The organism is Cupriavidus sp. IDO (genome assembly GCF_000812465.1).
Classification (GTDB): domain Bacteria; phylum Pseudomonadota; class Gammaproteobacteria; order Burkholderiales; family Burkholderiaceae; genus Cupriavidus.
The window spans coordinates 1-21,274 of record NZ_JWMA01000071.1; the positions used below are offsets into that span (position 1 = coordinate 1).

Annotated in this window: 18 protein-coding genes and 2 pseudogenes; 5 read left to right on the plus strand and 15 right to left on the minus strand. The window is 61.7% G+C overall.

Translation table 11 applies throughout. The annotated features are described in order from the left end of the window. Window positions 1-276: 276 nt before the first annotated feature. From RM96_RS20735 to RM96_RS40895, 3 genes and pseudogenes are all read left to right on the plus strand, one after another. A pseudogene (locus tag RM96_RS20735) lies at window positions 277-1,014 on the plus strand (integrase arm-type DNA-binding domain-containing protein); the annotation flags it as partial. 37 nt (window positions 1,015-1,051) lie between these two features. After that, the gene (locus RM96_RS39430; protein ID WP_193752495.1) at window positions 1,052-1,771 is read left to right on the plus strand and encodes a sensor histidine kinase; all 720 of its coding nucleotides are present in this window, start codon (window positions 1,052-1,054) and stop codon (window positions 1,769-1,771) included. After that, entirely contained in the window at window positions 1,704-1,943 is a 240-nt protein-coding gene (locus RM96_RS40895) for a sensor histidine kinase (protein WP_193752493.1), read from the plus strand. The genes RM96_RS39430 and RM96_RS40895 overlap by 68 nt, the downstream gene beginning before the upstream one ends. A 317-nt stretch (window positions 1,944-2,260) precedes the next feature. Here the strand turns inward: RM96_RS40895 and RM96_RS20745 are convergent, their stop codons facing one another. From RM96_RS20745 to RM96_RS20770, 6 genes are all read right to left on the minus strand, one after another. Continuing rightward, window positions 2,261-3,091 (minus strand): IclR family transcriptional regulator, encoded by an 831-nt coding sequence (locus tag RM96_RS20745; protein WP_039013330.1) that lies wholly within the window; start codon window positions 3,089-3,091, stop codon window positions 2,261-2,263. Window positions 3,092-3,423: 332 nt separating this feature from the next. Next, window positions 3,424-4,998 (minus strand): UxaA family hydrolase, encoded by a 1,575-nt coding sequence (locus tag RM96_RS20750; RefSeq protein WP_052279621.1) that lies wholly within the window; start codon window positions 4,996-4,998, stop codon window positions 3,424-3,426. Window positions 4,999-5,031: 33 nt separating this feature from the next. Continuing rightward, window positions 5,032-5,832: a transporter substrate-binding domain-containing protein gene (locus RM96_RS20755; RefSeq protein WP_039013332.1), complete on the minus strand. Its 801-nt coding sequence runs from the start codon at window positions 5,830-5,832 to the stop codon at window positions 5,032-5,034. Window positions 5,833-5,878: 46 nt separating this feature from the next. Further along, complete coding sequence (locus tag RM96_RS20760) at window positions 5,879-6,607, minus strand: amino acid ABC transporter ATP-binding protein (protein ID WP_039013333.1); 729 nt, start codon at window positions 6,605-6,607, stop codon at window positions 5,879-5,881. A gap of 33 nt (window positions 6,608-6,640) precedes the next feature. Beyond that, on the minus strand, window positions 6,641-7,288 hold the full coding sequence (locus tag RM96_RS20765; RefSeq protein ID WP_039013334.1) for an amino acid ABC transporter permease: 648 nt from the start codon (window positions 7,286-7,288) through the stop codon (window positions 6,641-6,643). A 27-nt stretch (window positions 7,289-7,315) separates the two neighbouring features. Further along, window positions 7,316-7,999 carry an amino acid ABC transporter permease gene (locus RM96_RS20770; protein WP_039013335.1) on the minus strand — a complete coding sequence of 228 codons (684 nt, stop codon included), beginning with the start codon at window positions 7,997-7,999 and terminating at the stop codon, window positions 7,316-7,318. A 570-nt stretch (window positions 8,000-8,569) separates the two neighbouring features. Here RM96_RS20770 and RM96_RS39435 point away from each other — a divergent pair. Further along, window positions 8,570-8,743 carry a hypothetical protein gene (locus tag RM96_RS39435; RefSeq protein WP_193752494.1) on the plus strand — a complete coding sequence of 58 codons (174 nt, stop codon included), beginning with the start codon at window positions 8,570-8,572 and terminating at the stop codon, window positions 8,741-8,743. 26 nt (window positions 8,744-8,769) lie between these two features. On the opposite strand, the gene RM96_RS20775 is transcribed toward RM96_RS39435, so the two are convergent. The 6 genes and pseudogenes from RM96_RS20775 to tnpC all read right to left on the minus strand — a co-directional run. Beyond that, a complete protein-coding gene (locus RM96_RS20775) occupies window positions 8,770-9,843 on the minus strand; it encodes an Ldh family oxidoreductase (RefSeq protein ID WP_052279622.1) in 1,074 nt (357 codons plus the stop codon). A 43-nt stretch (window positions 9,844-9,886) separates the two neighbouring features. Continuing rightward, window positions 9,887-10,606, minus strand: a complete 720-nt coding sequence (locus tag RM96_RS20780) for an SDR family NAD(P)-dependent oxidoreductase (protein ID WP_039013336.1) — start codon at window positions 10,604-10,606, stop codon at window positions 9,887-9,889. A gap of 65 nt (window positions 10,607-10,671) precedes the next feature. After that, on the minus strand, window positions 10,672-11,598 hold the full coding sequence (locus tag RM96_RS20785; protein ID WP_082016630.1) for a tripartite tricarboxylate transporter substrate binding protein: 927 nt from the start codon (window positions 11,596-11,598) through the stop codon (window positions 10,672-10,674). A gap of 136 nt (window positions 11,599-11,734) precedes the next feature. Next, window positions 11,735-12,484 (minus strand): SDR family NAD(P)-dependent oxidoreductase, encoded by a 750-nt coding sequence (locus RM96_RS20790; RefSeq protein ID WP_052279624.1) that lies wholly within the window; start codon window positions 12,482-12,484, stop codon window positions 11,735-11,737. Continuing rightward, window positions 12,462-12,989 (minus strand): 2,4'-dihydroxyacetophenone dioxygenase family protein, encoded by a 528-nt coding sequence (locus RM96_RS20795; RefSeq protein WP_039013341.1) that lies wholly within the window; start codon window positions 12,987-12,989, stop codon window positions 12,462-12,464. The genes RM96_RS20790 and RM96_RS20795 overlap by 23 nt, the downstream gene beginning before the upstream one ends. Before the next feature lie 460 nt (window positions 12,990-13,449). After that, window positions 13,450-14,627: pseudogene (tnpC, locus tag RM96_RS20800) on the minus strand (IS66 family transposase); the annotation flags it as partial. A 220-nt stretch (window positions 14,628-14,847) separates the two neighbouring features. Here tnpC and RM96_RS20805 point away from each other — a divergent pair. After that, window positions 14,848-15,717, plus strand: a complete 870-nt coding sequence (locus RM96_RS20805) for a substrate-binding domain-containing protein (RefSeq protein WP_338011427.1) — start codon at window positions 14,848-14,850, stop codon at window positions 15,715-15,717. Between the two features lie 462 nt (window positions 15,718-16,179). On the opposite strand, the gene RM96_RS20810 is transcribed toward RM96_RS20805, so the two are convergent. The 3 genes from RM96_RS20810 to RM96_RS20820 all read right to left on the minus strand — a co-directional run bounded on the left by RM96_RS20810 (window position 16,180) and on the right by RM96_RS20820 (window position 21,253). Continuing rightward, a complete protein-coding gene (locus tag RM96_RS20810) occupies window positions 16,180-16,983 on the minus strand; it encodes a BPL-N domain-containing protein (RefSeq protein WP_039013343.1) in 804 nt (267 codons plus the stop codon). A gap of 91 nt (window positions 16,984-17,074) precedes the next feature. Next, window positions 17,075-19,849 (minus strand): phosphoenolpyruvate carboxylase, encoded by a 2,775-nt coding sequence (gene ppc / locus RM96_RS20815; protein WP_052279633.1) that lies wholly within the window; start codon window positions 19,847-19,849, stop codon window positions 17,075-17,077. 561 nt (window positions 19,850-20,410) lie between these two features. Beyond that, window positions 20,411-21,253, minus strand: a complete 843-nt coding sequence (locus tag RM96_RS20820; protein ID WP_039013344.1) for an ABC transporter substrate-binding protein — start codon at window positions 21,251-21,253, stop codon at window positions 20,411-20,413. Between the last annotated feature and the right edge of the window lie 21 nt (window positions 21,254-21,274).

The window sequence follows — 21,274 nt, forward strand, 5'->3', positions numbered from 1 at the left end:
ATCAGCGATGCCATAGAGCGTCACGTTGGACGACGATTGGGCAATGGCGGCGCCGGACATGGCGCAAGCTGCGACTGCCACTGCGAAGAGAGCTTTTTCATTACACCATGACTCCAGCACCGAACTTCGCTGGACTACGCCGAGGCCCGATACAGCAGGTTTATCAATAACTTAGGCGAGTTCAACATATGCCGGTGCTTTCCGAAACCTGACCCAGCTTCCTATCTCGTGGCTCCCATGTGACCCCTGGAAACCGGATCTTTCCGATGGGTCATCATGGCGAAAATCAAACTCACCAAGTCCGCTGTCGATGCGGCGCAACCCCAGGCGCAGGCCGTCGAACTGCGCGACACCCTGGTCCCCGGCTTCCTGTGCAAGATTACTCCAGCCGGCCGCAAGGTGTTCATGCTCCAGTACCGCACGAACGCAGGCGAGCGCCGCAAGCCTGCCTTGGGCCTTTACGGGGAACTGACCGTCGAACAGGCCCGATCCCTGGCCCAGGCATGGCTGGCCGAAGTTCGCCGGGGCGGCGACCCTGGCGCTGCCAAAGCCGAAGCGCGCAAAGCCCCCACGGTCGCTGAACTGTGCAAGAAGTTCATGGTGGACTACTCGAAGCAGCGCAACAAGCCCAGCACTCAGAAAAGCTACCAGGCCATCATCGATCGCAACGTCATCCCCCTGTTGGGCTGCAAGAAGGTTCATGATGTAAGGCGCCCCGACATCGCGGGGCTCATGGAAAAGCTCTCGTACAAGAAGACGGAAGCCAACAAGGTCTTCGGCGTTCTGCGCAAGATGTTCAACCTGGCCGAGGTATGGGGCTATTGACCGGACGGCACCAACCCCTGCCGGCACGTTCCGATGTACCCCCACGGGAAGGCGACTCACCTCATCAGCGACGAGGACATGGGCAAGCTGTTTCGGCAGCTCGACCGGATCGAGGCCGAGAGCCAGGAGAACTACGTCATCCCCTTGGCGATCCGCCTGCAGTTCGAGTTCGCCGGGCGCTGCTCTGACGCAGATCGAGGAGGCTCTGGAACAAGCGCGCTTTCACTTGGCAACGGCCATCGGCTTCTGGTTGCTGTTGCTCGCGGCCATCCTCACGCTCATGCTGGCATTCAAGCGCAAGGTGATCCAGCCTGTCGCGGAAATCTCCAAGGCATTCGCGTTCGAGGCGCAAGATATGCCAGGCTTTGCCCGACAGAAGGACGACATCGCGAATCTGCGGCAAGGGCCTCGACTGTTGCAAGCCGTCAATGCGGAAAACCTTCTTCTGCAGGACCAGCGTGAGCAGGCACTGGGCTTCATTTCACATGACATGCGGGCGCCGTTGACCTCGATCATCGCGCTTATTGAATCCCGGCAGAACACATCAGCGCCCCACGACGAGCTGACAATGCGTGAACGTGTCTTGCATCAGACCAAGCGGGCGCTGACGCAGGCTGAGTCCGACGCCTGGGGAACGCAGGAGGTCGACCTGCGCGAAATCACTACCGAAGCCATTGATGATGCCTGGGTTTTCATGAATCAACGCCGAGTCCGGATCGTGTACTGTGAAGATGAGGAGCGCGCCTGGGTGCGTGGCAGCTCCTGGCTGCTGCTTCGGGTCATCAGCAATCTGATCAACAACGCAATCAAATTCAGCCATGAACTCGGCGAAGTGCGTGTGGACGTGTTGCGCGAAGATCTCTGCTGGAAGGGTGTCCGTGACGGACTTTGGTACCGGGATCCCGTCACACGTCCTTCCCAAACTGTTTCAGCCATTTCAGCGTAGCCAGGCCCCTAGCCCACATGCTGGATCCGGTATTGGATTGGGACTGGCGTTCGTACGCACAGTTGTCCTTCGTCATGGTGGCACCGTATCGGTGACAAGCACGCCAATGAAGGGCACGACGTTCGTGGTGCCGGCAGCAGGCTCGGCCGGCATCCTAGCCAGCATGGAGTAGCCGGAAGAACATGCGGGCGCGTTCGGCATTCGGAGGGCCATATTCATGCCACGTCACAGCCCGCATATCCTCACGATGACCGATGCTGGCAACGCAGCGTCAACGACTGCCGCGAGGGAGAAGCCTGACGAAGCAGTACACGGCGTCAAGCACTGTCTCCGATTACAGCATTTACACTGCGACCTCGTGCAGAGGCCGGCCAGCCTCCGAGGCAGGGCGCTACGTCCTTCGAAGTCGCGCAAATCGACGTCGCCCCGACTCGGCACATGGGCTTAGTCGGCCATGGCATCGGGCCAATGACGATAGCAGCGCAACTCCTAGAAGGAATCCGTCTCGGAAAAGGCTGGTGTCTCGGCGATGCGCTGAGAGATGACCCTGCAGGTTTCCAGCAAGGGTTGTACATAGGCATGCAAAGGATCGTCCTTCTGACGGAAACGCAACGTGCTGACGCTGATTGCGGCAATGGGCTGCCCTTTGCGTCCAAAGATGGCTGCACCAAAACAACAAATGCCAGCTTCTTGTTCTTCATCGTCAACTGACCAGCCACGCTTGCGTATATTAACCAGTTGGGCGCGCAGGCCAGCTAGTGTGATGATGGTGTTGGGCGTGTAGCGAGTGAAGGGGCTCGGCAACTCCCGTAGCAACGTATCGCAAGCGGTCTCTTCGAGCGCCGCGAGATAGGCCTTCCCTACCGCCGTCGAGTGGAGAGAGACGTTTGTTCCGATACGCGAAGTCATGCGCACGGCACTCGGACTTTCCAGCTTTTCCACATAAACCATGTGGTGACCATTCGGCACAGCCAAATGGACTGTTTCGCCTGTGATGTCGCGCAACTGTTTGAGATCTTCTACCGACGCCAGCCGCAACTCCGACCGCCCCCAACTCCGGTTAGCCAATTGAATCAGACGCGGCCCGAGTGCCAGACGGCCTGTTTGCGGACTTTCCTCCAATAGTCGCTCCGCGACCAGAGCAGCCACGGTGCGATGGACCGTCGGGCGCGGATACCCGCTCAACTTGCTGAGTTCCGCGATGGTCAATGGCCCAGGCGTATCGGCCACAAGCTGCAACAAGTGCATGAACTTGGAAAATGCGGCTGTTCCGGCAATCTGTGAAGATGCCCGTGGCGCGGGCGACGACGATCGGGTCATGGCGAATCTGAGATGGGACAAACTCTTCGGGGAATCATTATCCGCTCGAAGACTGGGCTGCTGCCGGTTTACACCGACCTACATTTCTTAAGCTGTGTCGAATTGTACCGGTCTAACGCAGCTGAGTGCCAAATTGCGCCGTACCGGGTCGTAGAACCGCTCAAATTGGTATGCAACCGCCCCGGGTGTTGCCCTTCACCCGGGGACCTGGTCTGGTGCCATGAGCCAAACCAAGGCGGCCTAAAGTAGGCCTGCGGTAAGGTAGAACCTACGAACTGGGCGGCCCCTACTACGGAGATCCGCCGGCAGAAGTCTGGAGCCAGCCTGCAAACTCAGACGACCACGCTGATCTGCCAAGGCACAAACTCCTGCTGACCATAACCATGGCATTCGCTGCGGGAGCGCTCGCCCGACGCGAGGCCCAGCAGTCGCTGGAATAACTCGGCACCCAGTTCAGGAATAGTGCGCCGGCCCTCCAGAATCTCGCCGCAGTTCAGGTCCATGTCGTCCGACTGGCGCTCCCACAGGGCGGTGTTGGTCGCCAACTTGAAGGAAGGCGATGGCGCACAGCCGTAGGCCGAGCCGCGGCCGGTGGTGAAGCAGATCAGGTTCGCGCCGCCGGCCACCTGGCCAGTGGCCGAGATCGGGTCGTAGCCGGGCGTGTCCATGAACACCAGCCCGTGAGCCCGCACGGGCTGGGCATACTCGTAGACCTCCACCAGGTTGGTCGACCCACCCTTCGCGATGCCGCCAAGCGACTTCTCCAGCACCGTGGTCAGGCCGCCAGCCTTGTTGCCCGACGAAGGGTTGTTGTTCATCGCGGCGCCGTTGCGGGCGCAGTGGGCCTCCCACCAGCGAATGCGCTCAACCAGCTTGCGTCCGACGTCTGGCGTCTGCGCGCGGCGAGTGAGCAGGTGCTCGGCGCCATAGATCTCGGGCGTCTCCGACAGGATGGCAGTGCCACCGTGCTGCACCAGCAAGTCGACCGCCGCACCGAGCACCGGGTTGGCAGAGATACCGGAATAGCCATCGGAGCCACCACACTGCAGGCCCACGATCAGATGGCTTGCCGGTACCGTCTCGCGCCGCACCGCATTGGCAGCCGGCAGCATCTCGCGGATCAACTCAATGCCGCGCGCGATGGTCTTGGTGGTGCCGCCCGTGTCCTGGATCGTGAAAGCGCGCAAGCGTTCATTCTCCTGCAGGCCCTGGGTTGCCAGCAGCCGTGGGATCTGGTTGGTTTCGCAGCCCAAACCGATCACCAACAGGCTCGCGAAGTTGGGATGGCAAGCGTAGCCCCCAAGCGTGCGCTGCAGGAGCGCCAGGCCCTCGCCTTCGGAGTCCATGGCGCAGCCGGTGCCGTGGGTGAGAGCCACGACGCCGTCCACGTTCGGGAAATCTGCCAGCGCCTCCGGGTGGATGTCGCGACGGAAATGGTCGGCGATGGCGCGTGCCACGGTGGCCGAACAGTTGACCGAGGTCAGGATGCCAATGTAATTGCGCGTTGCCACGCGGCCATCGGCGCGGACGATGCCCTGGAAGGTGGCCGGCGTAGGTGCCGGAATGGTGGGGCGCGCCTCCTCGCCGAAAGCGTAGTCGCGGGCGAAATCGCCCATCGCCAGATTATGCGTATGCACGTGCTGGCCAGGCTGGATCGCCTGGCTCGCGAAGCCGATGATCTGCCCGTAGCGCCGAACGGGCGTTCCCGGTGCAATGGCGCGTGTGGCCATTTTGTGGCCGGGCGGAATCAGCCCGACAACGGTGGTCCCTTCCGAAGGGATGGGCGTGCCGGCCACCAGTTGGTCCAGCGAGATGACGACGTCGTCCTGCGGGTGCAGCCGGATGACGCGCGCAACCCCGAGCGTGGAGGAAGAAGGCGTGGAGGATTTTGCGGCGGGAGTCTGCATGGCGGTAGTCAGGGTGTGTAGTCTCTGCGCGGTTTACTGAAGCAATTCCGGCGGCAGCGGCATGCCGAAGTAGCGTTTGTAGATCTCGTTCAAATTGCCGTTCTTGAGGTTGGTCTTGACCCAGCCGTCGAGCCAGGCTTTTAGCTCGGGCTCGTTCTTGCGCAGGCCGATGCCGTACGGGTAGGACTTCACGGCGAACTTGGGGACGATGTCGCGCGACGGGTTGGCCTTCTTCACGGCCGAGATGACGCTGGGCGGGGTTGCAATGTAATCCTGTTGGCCGGTGGCCACGGCGGTGTTGGTGGTGGCATCGTCCTCGTAGCGCACGATGCCGACACCCGGGACCCCCTTGCTGCCGCGGGTCAGTTCCTGGTCGCTCGTGGTGCCGCGGGTGACTGCGATGGTCTTGCCGGACAGGTCAGCGAAGGACGCGACCTTGGCGGCCGCCGGCCCGCCGACCACAATCGGCACCACGCCGTAGGGCTCGGAGAAGTCGATCACCTTCTTGCGGTCCTCGGTGATGGAGAAGGAGGCCATCACCACGTCGGCCTTGCGGCTGAGCAGGAACGGAACGCGGTTCGGGCCGGTTACCGGAACGATCTGCAGCGCCACGCCGAGATCTTTTGCCAGCAGCTTGGCGGCCTCGACGTCGGAACCCACCTGCCGGACTTGGTCATCGATCATGCCGTAGGGCGGTGCGCCAATGTCTACCGCGACCAGGATCGTCTTGCGCTGCTTGATGGTGTCCAGCGCGTTGGTAGCGTGTGCCGCTGTGGCGCCGGCGGCGAGCGAAAGCGCGGCTAGAGCGAGGAAAAGGTGTCGGGTGAGCTTCATGGAAGCGTGTCTCCTGATTATAGTAAAAGTGTAATGGCTGCCAGGCTCACAGGCCGTTGGCCACGAACTGCTGCAGTTCTGGCGTGGAGGGGTTGCTTAGCAACTCGTCGCTGCCGCGCTCCCAGACGATGCCCTGGTGCATGAACATGATCTGGTCGGCCACCGAGCGGGCAAACGCCATCTCGTGTGTGACCAGCACCATCGTCATGCCGTCCTGTGCCAAGCGCTCGATGACGCGCAGCACTTCGCCGGTGAGCTGCGGGTCGAGGGCGGATGTCACTTCGTCGAATAGCATCAGCTTGGGTTCCATGGCCAGCGAGCGAGCGATGGCCGCGCGCTGCTGCTGGCCGCCGGAGAGTTGTTCCGGGTAGTAGTGGGCGCGCTCTTCCAGACCCACCTTCTGCAGCATCTGCATGCCCAGCTCATCGGCTTGCTTGCGCGGCAGGTGTTTGACCTTGCGCGGCGCCAGAGTCACGTTCTGCAGCACCGTCAGGTGCGGGAAAAGGTTGTAGCTCTGGAACACGATGCCGACTTCCTGCCGCAGCGCCAGCAGATCAACCGTTCCCGAGTGCATGGCCCGGCCGCACACATGCAGCTCGCCGCCCTGGATGGTCTCCAGGCCGTTGATGCAGCGCAGCGCTGTGGTCTTGCCCGAGCCGCTGCGGCCAATCAGCGCGACCACCTGGCCGCGTTCGACCGAGAAGTTCACATTTTTGAGGATCTGCACGTCGCCGAACGACTTGCAGACTTTGTGAAAGCGGACGATGTCATCCATGGGATATTTCCTTATTCAGTGCACTGACCGTGGTCAGCGCCGGGCCAGGCGCTTCTCGAGGCGGTACGCCAGCGAAGAGAGTGGGTAGCAGATCGCGAAGTACAGCAGCGCAGCCAGTGTGAAGACCACGAAGGGCTTGAAGGTGGAGTTGTTCACCACCCGTGCGGAGTAGGTCAGGTCGAAGAAGCCGATGACCACGGCATAGGACGAGTTCTTGACGATCTGCACGAGAAATCCCACTGTCGGCGCGATAGCGACGCGCACCGCCTGCGGCAGGATCACGTGGACCACTCGCTGCAGCGGCCGCAGTGCGAGGCATTCAGCGGCCTCCCACTGCGTGCGCGGGACGGCTTGGATGCAGCCCTTCCAGATCTCGCCGAGGTAGGCACTGGCATAGGCCGTCATGGCGAGCCCTGCCGCCACCAGCGAGGGCAGCTCGAAGCCCGCGATACTGATACCGAAGTAGCACAGGAACATGATCACTGGCAGCGGGATGCCCTGGACCAGCTTCACATAGGCACCGGCCACACCGCGCAGCCACCAGCCGCCGCGGCTAAGCGCCAGCGCGATCGGCAGGCCCGCCAGCAGGCCGCCGACGAAGCCCATGAGCGCCAGCACCAGCGTCCAGCCCGCCCCCTGTAAGATAAAGCCGACCTGATCGAACGAGATTCCGAACAGCATTCTGTATTCCTTGTGTGGGCCGCAGACTCAGAGCGGCGTTTTGAGACGACGACGGCGGGCGAACGCAACGTTGGCCAGGCCGGCCATGGTCAGCCGCAGCAGCCAGGACATGGCGAGATAGACGACGGCGATGACGAGGTAGATCTCGAAGCCGCGGAAGGTCTCGGACTGGATGACGTAACCGACCGCCGTCAGCTCTTCCGCGGAGATCTGCGACATGATGGAAGTGGCCAGCATCATCAGAACGAACTGGCTGATGAGCGCGGGGTACATGCGCTCAACCGCCTGCGGCAGAATGACAAGGCGAAGCATCTTCCAGCGCGACATGCCCAGGCAGGATGCCGCTTCCAACTGGCCGCGCGGAACGGACTCCATGCCGGCCCGCACGATCTCGGCGGTGTAGGCCGACACGTTGATCACCAGCGCGATCACCGCCGCCGCAAGCGCCGGTACCCGAACCTGAATCGCAGCGAGGCCGAAGAACAGCCAGAAGGCCTGGACCACCAGCGGCGTGTTGCGAAGCGCCTCCACATAGAAACCCACCGCCTTGCGCAGCAGGGGGCCGCCCTGTGTGCGGGCCACGGCGAGCGCCACGCCGACGACGAAGCCAAGCACAATGGTAGTGAGAGACATGCGTAGAGTCAGCAGCATGCCGTCGACCAATGCGTGCCAGTGCGTCGTGAGAAAGCTGAAGTCGAATTCGTAGTTCATGCGGTTAATCGGTTTAGATAATCGTCCGATATGACAATTGCAGACAAGCGTCATATAACGACCTTTGCCGGCGGTTTGCGCCGACGTCAGTAGGTGGCGCGCCCGTTGGACAGGTCAAATGCCGCTCCCGTGCTGAACGTGCACGATCTTCCGAGGGTTCCCCCGTCGGGCTCTTCGCGATCATGGCCTGCACATGGGCCGGCGCCATTTGATCGAGCAAACTCGTAGCCCATGCCTTTCCCCCATGGGTTCGTGTAGTACATGACCCCAGGCTTGCGGCACAACGAATTCAGGCCGTGCATCCCGGGGATTGGGGAGTTGATATGGCGTAAGCGGTTCCGCATCAGGCGCATCGAGTGATATGTCTGTCCATATTGTGGATACGATGACTATAATATGGATGGAGTTTAGGGGAAGGCTTGGACCGGGAAAAGAAGGGTTTTCCCTCGCGACCCGCTGCACGCTGCGGGCACAGTCGAACCGCGCCAGCGCGGAAGTCGGGGATCGTTATCTCGCCTCCATCCGACAGGTGCTGGTGCGGCGGACGCAGCAGCAACCATCGCAATACCAATGGCCCCGCTAGTCGACGACAGCGCCTCGCCATGGCGCGCCTGCAACGGCCGCCTCAGGCACGGCTTGCTCGATCAGGGCCATGTCGGCCGCGGCCAGCACAGCGTTGCCGTGCACGGCAACGCGCTGACGGAAGAGGTGGTGCAGGTGCACGCTGGCTTCTGGCAGCCCTGAACGAACCCGGGTCGCCCCGCCACACTTCAGGCCAGCGGCGCCGGGGCGGACATGCCGAACTTCTCCAGCCAGGGCTGGAGCTGCGGCAGGATGGCCGGGTTCAGCGCCACGCCATCGCGCAGCTGGCGCGCCTTGCGTTCCAGTGCGCCCTGCCCCGGCAAGCGCACGCGATCCACGCCCGGCCGTGGCGGGTTGTCGCTGCAGGCCCGTGCGATCCAGCCCATCTGTGCCGCAAAGGCCTCCTCGCCGGCAAAGGCCGACGGGTCCAGTATCTGCAGAAACACGGTATTGCCCCAGACCTTGCCCGGATCGTCACGGCCATGGCCGGACAGGCCGGCCGTCAGCGCCTCCACCATCAGGGACAGTGCATAGCCCTTGTGGCCGGCATCCAGGCCGCCCAACGGCAAGATCGACCCCGCATGCGGCGGGAACAGGACGGCAGGGTCGTCGCTGGCATTGCCGTTCTCATCGATCAGCCACTGGTGCGGCAGTCGCTTGCCCTGCTTGTAGAGCCGGGTGGTCATTCCGACCGTGGTGATGGAGGTCGAGACATCGATCAGCACCGGCCCCTGCGGCGTGGGAAAGCCCACCGCCATCGGGCTGGGCGAGAACACCGGGCGGGTGCCGCCGAACGGCGCCACCGTATTGGTCGCCGGCGCCGAGGAGTACAGCAGCATCACGAAGCCAGCCCGCGCGGCCCGCTCCAGGTAAGCCGCCAGGCAGGCGATATGGTGGGCGCGCCGGATGGTAATCGTGCCGGTGCCATAGTCGCGTGCCCGCGCCATCGCGCTTTCCATCGCGCGCAGCGTCAGCCACGGACCGGGCAGGCGCTTGCCGTCCCAGGTCGCCACGGCCGCGCGGTTGGCGAGCACGTCGTAGCCCTCCTTGACCGCCATGCTGCCGCTTTCGATCTCGGCCAGGTAGGCGGGCAGCAGTTGCAGGCCGTGCGTGTCATGGCCCATCAGGTCGCCTTCGACCAGGATGTCCGCCACGTCGGCGGCCCGGTCGGCGGGCATGCCCACGTGCTCGAACATGGCCTGTGCCATAGCGCGCAGCGCGGCGGCGTCATGGCGTGTGGTGGCGGGGGGTTGGCTTGACATAGGAACTCCTCGAGATAGGGCGCGTCCCGCGCGCCCCGGTTTTTTAGGCGACCAGGTAACCACCGTCGACCGGCAGGATGACCCCGGTAATGAAAGCAGATGCTGGAGCGCAGAGGAAGGCCACCGCATCCGCGATGTCCTCGGGTTGGCCCCAGCGGCCCAGCGGCGTGCGCTGCAGAATGGCGCCGCTGCGCCCCTGGTCTTGCTGTAGTGCCTGCGTGAGCGGCGTGGCGATCCATCCCGGCGCGACGGCGTTCACACGAATGCCGTCGGCGGCATAGGCCAATGCAAGCGACTTTGTCAGTTGCGCAACGCCACCCTTGCTGGCGGCATATCCCGGGACCTGCGCGCCTCCGAAGAAGCTTAGCATCGAAGCCGTATTCACGATGACACCGCGCCGTGCGGCCAACAGGGGACGGGCGGCGACGCAGATGCGCATCGTGCCCGTCAGGTTCACCGCGACTACCTGCTCGAACACCGCCACGTCATGCTCCCAGCCACGGCGAATAATGCCGGCACAGTTCACCAGGATGTCCAGCGTGGACAGTTTCCCGAATAGAGCAGCCACATCGGCTTCGCTGCTCACGTCCGCCAGGCGGACGTCGACGCGAGCGTCGAGCGAGCGGTCACCCCGATCGATACCGACCGCTGTCACGTTGGCACCGAGTGCGGCAAGGGCATTGGCCACTGCGGCACCTATGCCCTGGGTCGCACCGGTGACAAGGGCATGCTTGCCCTTGAAGAGGCCAGGCTGGAAAGTCATGGTGATCCGGAGGAATAAGCGGTGGCGGGAGGCGCTCAATCCAGCGTCCCGCCACTGTTGGAGAATTACTGGCGCAGGCCGACCTTGCCGATCAGGGATTTGAAGTAGGCGTTGTCCTTTGCGATCGCAGCCTTGAATTCATCCTGGTCTGCATAGGAGAAACCCAGGTTCTGCTTGTCCATCATGTCCCTGAGCGCCGGCTCGCGGACAGTCTTGGCGATTGCTTCGCGAAGCACGTTCACCACTTCTGGCGGCGTGTTAAGGGGCACGGCAATTCCGCGCCACGTGCCAATGGACAAGTCCACCTTGCTTTCCTTCAATGTCGGCACGGCCTCGAAGCCCTTCACGCGCGTGTCGGACATGACCGCCAGCGTCTTCAGCTTGCCAGCGGCGACATAGGGATAGACTTCGGCGGGGCTCACCGTCACTGCATCGATATGGCCGCCCAGCAAGGCGAGGACCGCAGGATTCCCGCCCGGGTAAGGAATGTGATTGAAGCTGGTGCCGGTCTTGTTTTCCAGCGCCGCCGCGGCAAGGTGCCAGATCGATCCATTGCCTCCATTCCCGACCCGGATTGCGCCCGGGTTCTTGCGGGCAGCATCGAGGAATGCCTGCACGGTTGTGTAGGGCGAATCGCTGCGCACGGTGATAGCGGAAGGGTCGACATTCAACCGCGCAACCGGCGTGAGGTTTTCGTACGTGAGCTTGGTCAGCCCAAGGTGCGGGACGATCGTGATGTCGGCCGTCACCAGGGACAACTTGTAGCCATCGGGCTTTGCATTGGCCACCTCCGCCCAGCCGATCGCACCGCTTGCGCCGGGCTTGTTCACCACGATCACGTTCTGCGGCAGGTGCTTTCGCGCAGAATCCGCGAACGCCCGCGCCAACGCATCCGTTCCGCCCCCCGCCTGGAAGGGCACCACCAGCTCGATGGCGTGCGTGGGATAGGCTGGGCCCTGCGCGTGAGCCAGGGTGCCAGCGGCACCCAGCATCGCCACGCCCAGGTGAAGTCCACAATAGAATCGGAAGGCGACTTTTCTCACGGGACTTGTCTCCATTTTCTCTTTTTGAATGATGTTGGACTACTGCGATATCAGCTTGTGCCGCAGTTGCGCTGCGAATTCCTCGCTAATAAGTCGCGCGCCCGCCGGATAGGTCAAAGACCGCCCCCGTGCTGAATGTGCATGACCCAGAGCACAGCCAGGTTACGAGCTCTGCGACTTCTTCAGATTCACCCAATCGGCGCATGGGGCTTTTGTCGATCATGGTTTGCACGTGCGCCGGCGACATCTGTTCAAGTAAAGTGGTTCGAATCGCCGCAGGTGCCACGGCATTTACAAGAATGTCGGTGTCGGCCAGCTCTTTACCAAGTGACTTCGTCAGAGCCATCACGCCCGCTTTGGCAGCACTGTAGGCTGACGCATTCGGCGTGCCCTCCTTACCTGCCAGCGACGCAACGTTGACGATGCGCCCGGTACCCTTGCGTTGCATGGCGGGAACAATTGCCCGGCAAGTGTTGAAGGTACCGACAAGGTTGACGTGGACGATGCGTTCCCATACGGCGGGGTCGTACGTTTCCAGCGGTTGGGTTGGGCCGGCGTAGCCAGCGCTGTTGACCAATATGTCGATGCGCCCCAATTCCGAAAGCGTTTGCTGACAGGCCTCAAACACACTGTCGGCATCCGTCACGTCCACGCGCCACTGGTTGTCAGTGTCTTGGGGCGCCAAATCCCAGACAGCCACAGTGGCTCCGTGACCGGTCAACTGGCGGGCAATGGCGGCACCGATGCCCTGGCTACCACCGGTGACCACGGCCACGAGTCCGGAAAAATCGTAATTGGCCACACCTGTGGCTTTAGCGGATGAATTGCTTGACATAGTCTTCGCCCAGGCCGACTTCATTAAAGTGCTTCTTGCACATTTCGATCTTCGTGAATACGTCCTCGTAGCCGTTTCCATTGCCCCACGGGTCGGTGTAATACATGATCCCGTTGACCTGGAAATAGGTAATCATTTCCTCAACGTCTGGCGGCACATAGAGGGTGTGGGTCTCACCGGGCGGCTCAAAGACATAGCTGCCTTCGGTCGCTTCCCAATCGTGCTCCAGATAGCGCCAGCGCCCCTTAAGCACGAAGCCATGCACGGCTTGTGGATGCCGGTGGCGGCTCAGTACGCCTGACTTGCGCACACGCAGCAGGTTCATCCAATAGCCCTGGCTTGCGTTCAGGCACAGGGGCCTGAACCACACGTTCTCCGCCTGAGGCACCCACAGCCTCTCGTCGGTCGGAATTGCGTTAGGGATGACGATCTCAGGCGATGCCTCCGCAGGGTTGGGATACTGATAAGGCATCAGCGGCTGTGTATCTGGTTGCTCGATCGGCATATTTAACGTCCATATAGTGGACTAGTTGTTTATGATATGGACTAAGTTTAGCATTGCGCCAGATTTTTCATGCGGGGGTTTTCCCCAAGGCGATGCATTGTCGTATTCTTGGGGGCCGGCATCACGTCAGCATTTCGTGGTGGGACTACCGCGGTGGCTCGCGCACCAGCGGCCACCGTCTCGGCCTCACCTACCGGGGAAAGACGCCAAGTACCATGCGGTCACCGCGTGCCGTGGCTCATCACCATGGCGGCCAATCGCATCCGGTTTGGCCAGCGCGTTGCCTTCAGGCAGCAGCACAGCCTGTTAGCGCGGATGGTCGCAACTCTCCACAAACGAAGGTGGGCGATGAAGGGCATTTGTCTTGCCGGATCACACTTGCTTCCAAATGTGGGCACAAGCGCAAACCCCACCCGCTCCGCACAAGCTCCCGATTGGCTCAGACCAGTCACGTAAGGACGAACAGCCAGCCCTTGCGTCCGACGACGAAGGGCCTGATGGCGTTTTCGACTGGATTGGAATCCATCGGCCAGGTGCCGCTCTCTAGCGAGTAAGCTTGGGCCACTGGCCGTGCAGATAGTGCAGTGCCTTGCCCAGCAAGCTGCCCGGCGACACCACATGCAATTTGGCAAGCAGCAGTTGCTCGATGTTGCGCAGCACGGCTTTGCTGTAGCGCCCCCGTATTCGCTGGCGACGCGAAGACGCCCAGTCCCGTGCCCGGAACTCCGCACGATAGAGCTTGCCGATCAGGCGGATGAAGCGCGTGGCGATCTGGTCTGGCCCGCGCGCTTCCTTGGGGATGGCGTCTTCTGCCTCGATGAAGGGCCTACGGGCGTGCGCCCAGCCTCCCAAGTGCGTGAGCCCATAGGCTGCAGCGAGGCCGTTATAGACCTCGTAGCCGGCGCTCATCAACGCCGCACTCGGCCGGATGCCGGCGTAGAGCTTGTCGGCGTGGGTACCACCCCGCCCTGGGGCATAGGTGAACAGCCGAACTGGTGGCCCGGAGCCGTTCATTTGGGCCCACATGTAGCTCTTGGTCTGTGCACGCCGGCCAGGCTCCTTCAATACCTGAACCGTGGTTTCGTCGCCGAACACCAGATCGGAATCGAGCAGCACGTCGCGCATGAGATTGATGATCGGCTGTACCGCACGGCCGATGCGAACAATGCTGGCGGCCAGCGTGTTGGGCGACAGGTCGCCGCCAAAGCGGCGCAACATCGTCGCCTGGCGATACAGCGGCATGCCATATTGGTACTTGCCAGTGACGATCCACGCCAGGGCCGACTCGGTCAGCAACCCGCGCACGATGATGCGCGGCTGTGCCGGCGTGACCTTGATGCCCAGATCACAGCACGGGCAGGCATACTTGACGCGCTGGTGCTGGATGACGCGGACTTGCTCGGGGATCACGTCGAGCTGCTCGCTGATCTCCACGCCGATCTCGACGAGGGCATGGCCGTCGTGCCCACAGACCAGCTCTGACTCCGGCAGCTCATAGCGGACCACATCACGCGGCAAGGCAGGGTCGAGCGATTTGCGCCCGCACTTCTTGCGCTTGTGGCCCGCGACGTCGATGTCAGGAACCTCTTCCTTGGCCGGCTGCGTGGCAGCCGTTGGCGCCAGCGCCTCGGCTTCATGAATTGCGTGATGAACTCGCTCGCACGAACGGCGAGTTGCGGGTCAAGACGGTCGAATGTGACCTGCTACGATTGACAGCGTGCGTCAACAGCGAATGCAAGAGCCACCCCAGAACGTGCGCCTGGAACGCCTCCCTGCCTCGCGTGCGCTCCACCGGCCTGAGCTCGTGGCTGAAGAGGCACGCGCCCGCGTGGCGCAGGCGGTTGAGCAGACTGGCTATGTGACCAACTCACTGGCTGGCGGTTTGACCTCGCGGCAGACCCGTCTGATTGCGGCCATCGTGCCTTCGGTGGGGCATTCGCTGTTTTCAGACATGCTGGACGCGTTGGTCAGCTCGCTCGCGGCCGAGCGCTACGAAACGACGCTGGGCATATCCCGCTACGGGCCGGAACGCGAGGAAGCCTGGCTCGCCGCAATGCTGAGCCGGCGGCCAGATGGCGTCGTGCTTACAGGCACCGAGCACACCTCGCGCACGCGCCGGCTGTTGCTCAATGCCGACATACCAGTGGTCGAACTCTGGGACTACACGCCGCATCCGATGGACGTTGTGATTGGCTTTTCTCAGGAAGACGTCGGCAGAGCCGCGTTTCGGCACCTGTCTGCCTGCGGGTATCAGCGGCCAGCATTGCTGCGAGCCGATGACAGCCGGGCGAGCCGGCGAGCACTGGGTTTTCTGCGCGCCGCCGCGGAGGCCGGTTGTCCGAAACCAGAGGAGATCGTGTTTCCCGAAAGCAATCCACAGGCTGGCCGTGGCCGTGGCCGCGAGGCGCTGCAGGCGTTGCTAACTCGCGCACCTGAGGCCGACGCGGTGTTCTGCAGTTCAGACGCCCTCGCTCAAGGAGTTCTGGCCCACGCTCATTTTCTTGGTTTGATGGTACCTGCCCGGCTTGGCGTATTGGGCTTCGGGGACCAGGCGCTGGCTGTTGACACAGTACCGGCCCTTTCAACGCTGAGAGTGGATGGCACACGTATTGGCCGACTTGGGGCCGAGGCGCTGCTGGCACGTTTGCGTGGCGAAACGGTCCCCGCAGCGCAGGACGTCGGATTTGAGATCGTCGTGCGCGACAGTACATGCGGCGCCTCGCGTTGAACACCAGCGGAGCTGGTCTCTCAGGCTTTTGTGTGCGGGGCAGATCAAGGCTCGCCGGCATTCTGGTCGGTGAGCAGGCATCATCCGAGCGATGTCTAGATGCTGCAGCACAATGCCGCTCACGCGGCGAGCGTGACGCTTTCATGCGCTCTTGCTCGTGGCCCTTTCCAATCCGAATGGGCTGCTGCTTTGTCTCTGCCTTTCTACCGCAATTCATAGGTGGACGAGCATCTCACCGTGCGTGGCAACCGCAAGCTGATTGCCACGCACGAAATAGACATATACGGCCTTACCGATAAGGCCAACCGGACGCAAGGCGCGGGCCGGACGGTCAATCATGTCGCTGATGATAGTGCACTGATTGGCTTGATTGCCATCGCCAATGCCCCTCGACCAACGTCAGCCCCATCGAATCTGGTCCGCACGAGGCCCTACGCCGGAAGCACAGGCATGGCGCAGCGCTCAGCACAGCGCAAGCCCCGCGTGAGCTAGCAACCGGCGAAACACCGCCAGGCGCGCATCGCCGGTCTTCGCCAGCCGTTCGCAGACATGGAGGTGCTCCGGCATATCACTGTGTCCGCGCAGCGCATCCTTGCACTCCCGCTCGGAGATCTCGAGGTGGACGCCAGTGAGCACCGCGCGGCCCTTGCCAACGCGTGAACTAACGATGGCGGGCGGCGTGTCATCGATACCCGCATAGACGGCCAGGACCTGAGTGTCCGAGCCTATTGCATCGCCAAAGTCAAAGCGGCAACCGCCATGGTAGTGCGTATAGAGCGACATCGGGACATCGGTCAGCTGATCCGTGGTCCGGAGTACCACGGCGGCCGTGGTTCGCGGAGTGCCGTCATAGAGCATGCCGCCGGTAAGTTCTGGCAGCGAGCCCACTGCCACTGCATCGACAAAGCTCAGCTCCCGCGGACCACAGATTGCGCCCCTGGTGCCGGCATGAAACGCCAGTTCCCGACACGCGTAGTACGCGCCTGCGCAAATCCCGAGGTAGGCGCCGCCCTGTTCTACGTAATGCCGAATGCGCGCGTTCGGCCCGCCATTAAGCAATGCGCAATAGGGAAGGTCAGCTCCGCCCGGCATGACAAACAGCGCGGCCCCATCGAACAACGTGGTGTCGTGCCGGATGTCGTCCGCCATTACCGCGCGCATCTCGTAGGTGCCGGCATGGAGCTGGCGCACGATGGTCCGCATCAGGCATGCGGTCCAGTCGGAAGCGCCGGCGTCGACATATGTCAATATCTGCAGCCTCGGCATGCCTGCATCCCATGTGAAAATAAGACGCTTGAAAAGAGTGGTGGCGTAGGCCAAACAAGCGGCCGCACGCACCGGAATGCACTGGACCCAATCAGCCAGTATTGCGCAGGCCTGCGGCTACACCGTTGATGGAAAGGTGAATACCACGCTGCACTCGCTCGTTTGCAGGGGCGCCATCCAGACTGTTCCGATGACGTCGCATCAGCTCCACCTGCAGATGGTTAAGCGGATCGAGGTAGGGGAAGCGGTGCTCGATCGAGCGAGCCAACGTGGGATCATCGGACAGGCGCCGTTCCATACCTGTGATTTGATACAGTGCCCGACCAGTGCGTTCGTACTCGTCCTGGATCAGCCCGAAGATTGTCCGCCCGAGATTCTTGTCCCCCACCAACTCAGCGTAACGGGATGCGATGCCGAGGTCCGTTTTGGCCAGCACCATGTCCAAATTGGAAAGCATAGTGCGGAAGAACGGCCAATCCTCGCGCATGCGCCGAAGCAACGATAGGCGATCGGCATAGCCATCGCTGTCCAGGTCTCCGAGGTAGCCGGCAACCCCGCTCCCAAAGCCATACCAACCCGGTATTGCAACACGGCATTGGCCCCAACTAAAGCCCCAGGGGATGGCACGCAAATCCTCAATCGTCCGACTTGCCTTGCGGGAGGCTGGCCGTGAGCCAATGTTAAGGTCGGAGATCTCCTGGATTGGGGTCGCAGCGAAAAAGTAGTCAGAGAAACCAGGGGTTTCATAGACCAGTTTTCGGTAAGCCATCATGCTGGCATCTGAGATCGTGCTCGCGGCAGCCAGGAATTCCCTCGGGGCGCTCTCCGACGGCGGTAAAAGCGTGGCCTCCAGCGTGGCTGCTACCAGTGTTTCCAGATTGCGTATTCCGATTGCCGGATTCGTGTACTTGGAAGCGATCACTTCACCCTGCTCCGTCAGCCGAATCTGGCCACTTACAGTGCCTGCCGGCTGGGCCAGGATGGCCTGGTACTGTGGCCCACCGCCACGGCCCACCGTACCGCCACGTCCGTGGAAGAGTCGTAGCGTGATCCCGTGCGCCGAGTGGAGGGCTTCGAAATGCTTCACCAATGCCAGTTCTGCCGTGTATAACTCCCAGTTGCTGGTGAAGAAGCCACCGTCTTTGTTGCTGTCGCTGTAGCCGAGCATAATGTCTTGCTCGGCCCCGGAACGCTTCACTAAGTCTGTGATCCCAGGCAACTCAAAGAAGGCACGCATTATCGAAGCAGCATTGCGCAGGTCGCCAATCGTCTCGAACAGGGGCGTTACAATCAGGTCACAGGTTACTGTCTGATTATCGAGTTCCCCGCGCATGAGCCCCGCCTCCTTTTGTAGCAGCAATACCTCCAGCAAGTCGCTCACGTCTTTGGTGTGCGAGATGATGTAGTGCCGAATCGCGGGGCGGCCGTAAAGCTCCAGAATCTCACGGGCGGATTCGAAAACCGCGAGCTCAGATCGAACCGGATCCGTGTACTGTGCACCCAACACGCGTAGCGGCCGAGCCTCATTCAACAGTCGCAGGAGCAATGTGCGGCGGGAGATCTCATCAAGCGCTAAGTAATCGCTCTCCACCTGGGCCACCTTGAGGAGTTCCGAAAGAACGGCCTCATGTTGCGTGGAACTCTGCCGCAGGTCCACAGTGGCTAAGTGGAAACCGAAGACCTGCACAGCGCGCATCAAAGGTGCCAGGCGGGCAGCGATCAATGCCTCGCCCCGATGACTGCGCAGCGAGGACTCAATGATACGAAGGTCAGCCAGGAAATCCTCTGCATCGGCATAAGGGTTCTGGGGTGGCAGTGCGTGGCGAAGTGCCTCAGTGCCGGTACGCTCTTGCAGCGTCGCGGCCAAACGAGAATACATGCCCACCAAAGCGCGCCGGTAGGGTTCATCGTGGCGGTGAGCGCTTCGGTCCGGAGAGCGCTGGGCAAGCACCGCCATTTCCTCCGTCACCCCCACCAGCATTTCCGACATCGAGAGTTCGGCGCCAAGCAAGTGCACCTCGGTCAGGTAGTGGCGCAGCGCTGTCTCGCATTGCCTGGACAGCGCGTGGCGAAGCGTTTCCGCATTGACAAACGGGTTACCATCCCGGTCGCCCCCGATCCAGTTACCCATGCGGAAAAAGGTTGCAATTTCTTGGCCGGGCAGAGCCTTCTCAAGGCTGCGATAAAGTCGCGGAATCTGCCTCAGGAAAGTGAACTGGTAGTAGCTCAGCGCGTTCTCGATCTCATCTGCAACGGTAAGTTTTGAATAGCGCAACATCCGTGTCTGCCAGAGCTGCGTCACGCGCGCCTTCAGGCGTTCCTCATTGTCGACACGTTGGGCCTCGGTGTACAGTTCGTCCCGCTCCCTGATCAACTCGGCGATGGCGCGCCCGGCGTCCAGAATGCTTTTGCGTTGCACCTCGCTTGGGTGGGCGGTAAGCACCGGTGAAATGTAGGCCCGGCTCAACATGCTCGCAATCTCGGCGGCGCTGAGATTGGCTTGGGCAAGGCGCTTAAAGCTCAGAGCGAGGGAACCAATCTGCAGTTCTCCCCGGTGCTCATGCACTTCGCGACGGCGCAGATAATGCTGGTCCTCAGCAATGTTGGCTAGATGCGAGAAGTAGCTGAACGCGCGTATCACGCTCAGCATCTGCTCGTTGGAGAGGCTCATCAACAGTTGGCTGAGCCCTTTTCCGGCATTCTCCTCACGCTTTATCCGATATGCCACCGAGAGCTGGCGCACCTCCTCCACCAGATCGTAGACCGCCTTGCCTTCCTGCTCGCGGAGCACATCACCCAGGATTCGTCCCAGCAAGCGAATGTCCTCAACGAGGGGGCGGTCCTTATCGCTGGCATCGTTAGCCATGGGGATACGCGGGATGAGAGCATCGAAGAAAGCCGCAGAATCAGGAGGCAAGGTCGGATTGATCATGGTTCGCTTACGCTACAGGCCATCGAGCCGCGCATCGCACAAATCGAAGCCAAAGAAAGTGGGACACGGTCGCGACCGTGACGAAGCCCGAAAAGCTGGCTATTCAAAGATGGGATTAAGCAATAGGTGAAAAAGCGCCTGCCCTATTCCTCTGCTATCGCCAGTACCTGCCATCCTAGCGACCACCTGGAATCAACCCAGAAGCCGGGCTTCATCTCCCCTCGATACTCCCGGATCTACCTCAGTACATCGAAACCGGCCCCCGCTAGTCGCCTTCCGGTGAAGGTGGCTCGATGTCTGGCTGGAGAATCGGCGATGGCCAATTGCGAACGGCTCAGTCCAAGCCGACAGCAAGGGCGTCTACCCCATTTTGCCTTGCGATAGATAGTCTTCTCACTGACCGCCGAAATCTCGGCCTGGCGGCGGGGACAGACTCAGCGGTTCGCGTGGACGACCCGCCGAATCCCGGCCCTGCAGCGATGATTGAAGGAGCTTTCAAGGGATGGGCGTGAACTTCAGTTCGCTCAGCGGGACGACCTTGTCTTCGCGGACCATCTTATATTCGGTGTTTGGGCCCAGCCACTTGTTCCAGAGTTGGTTGATCTCGCCAGCCCTGTCCATGGCCAACAACGCCTCGTTGACCTTGGCCAGCAGCACCGGCTCGCCCTTCTTCATACCCACGCCGATCGGCTGGTAAGTCATCGGCTCGGCGATCATCTTCAGTTCGACGCCACCACTCTTCGATTGCTTTACCAGCTTCGTCACCGTCATCGTATTGGACACGATGCCCACGGCCTTGCCCTGCTGCACAGCCATATAGGCGGAGCCCGTATCCTGGAAGGTCACCGCCTCGGATCCGTTCATCTTGATCGACAGCTCGGACGTCGATCCTTTGGCTGCCGCCAAGCGCTTTCCCTTGTAGTCGGCCTTGCTCGTGCCCGGATCGTTAGCCCTCACAGCTAGCATCTCCTTAGCGAGGTAGTAAGGGTCGCTGAACTGAATCTGCTCCGCGCGTCCGAGCGTGTAGGCCAAATTCGCTACTGTCACGTCGACTCGGCCCATTTTGACTTCAGGTACGCGCGCCTCGACCGACAACGGAGTGATCTTGGCTACCACACCCAAGTGCTTTGCCAGCGCTTGGCACATGTCAACATCAAAGCCCACCATCTCCCGGGTTTTCGGATCCGGCGCAGCGAATGGAGGCACATCGGCGAAGGTGCCACAACGCAACTCCTTATTCTTCTGTATCTCCGTCCATTGGTCCGCAAACGCGGCAAAAGGAGCTGTGCCCAAGCAGGCGACGACAGCCAGGCGCACAGCGATGGAATAGATCGACATATCAGACTCCTAAATATTGTG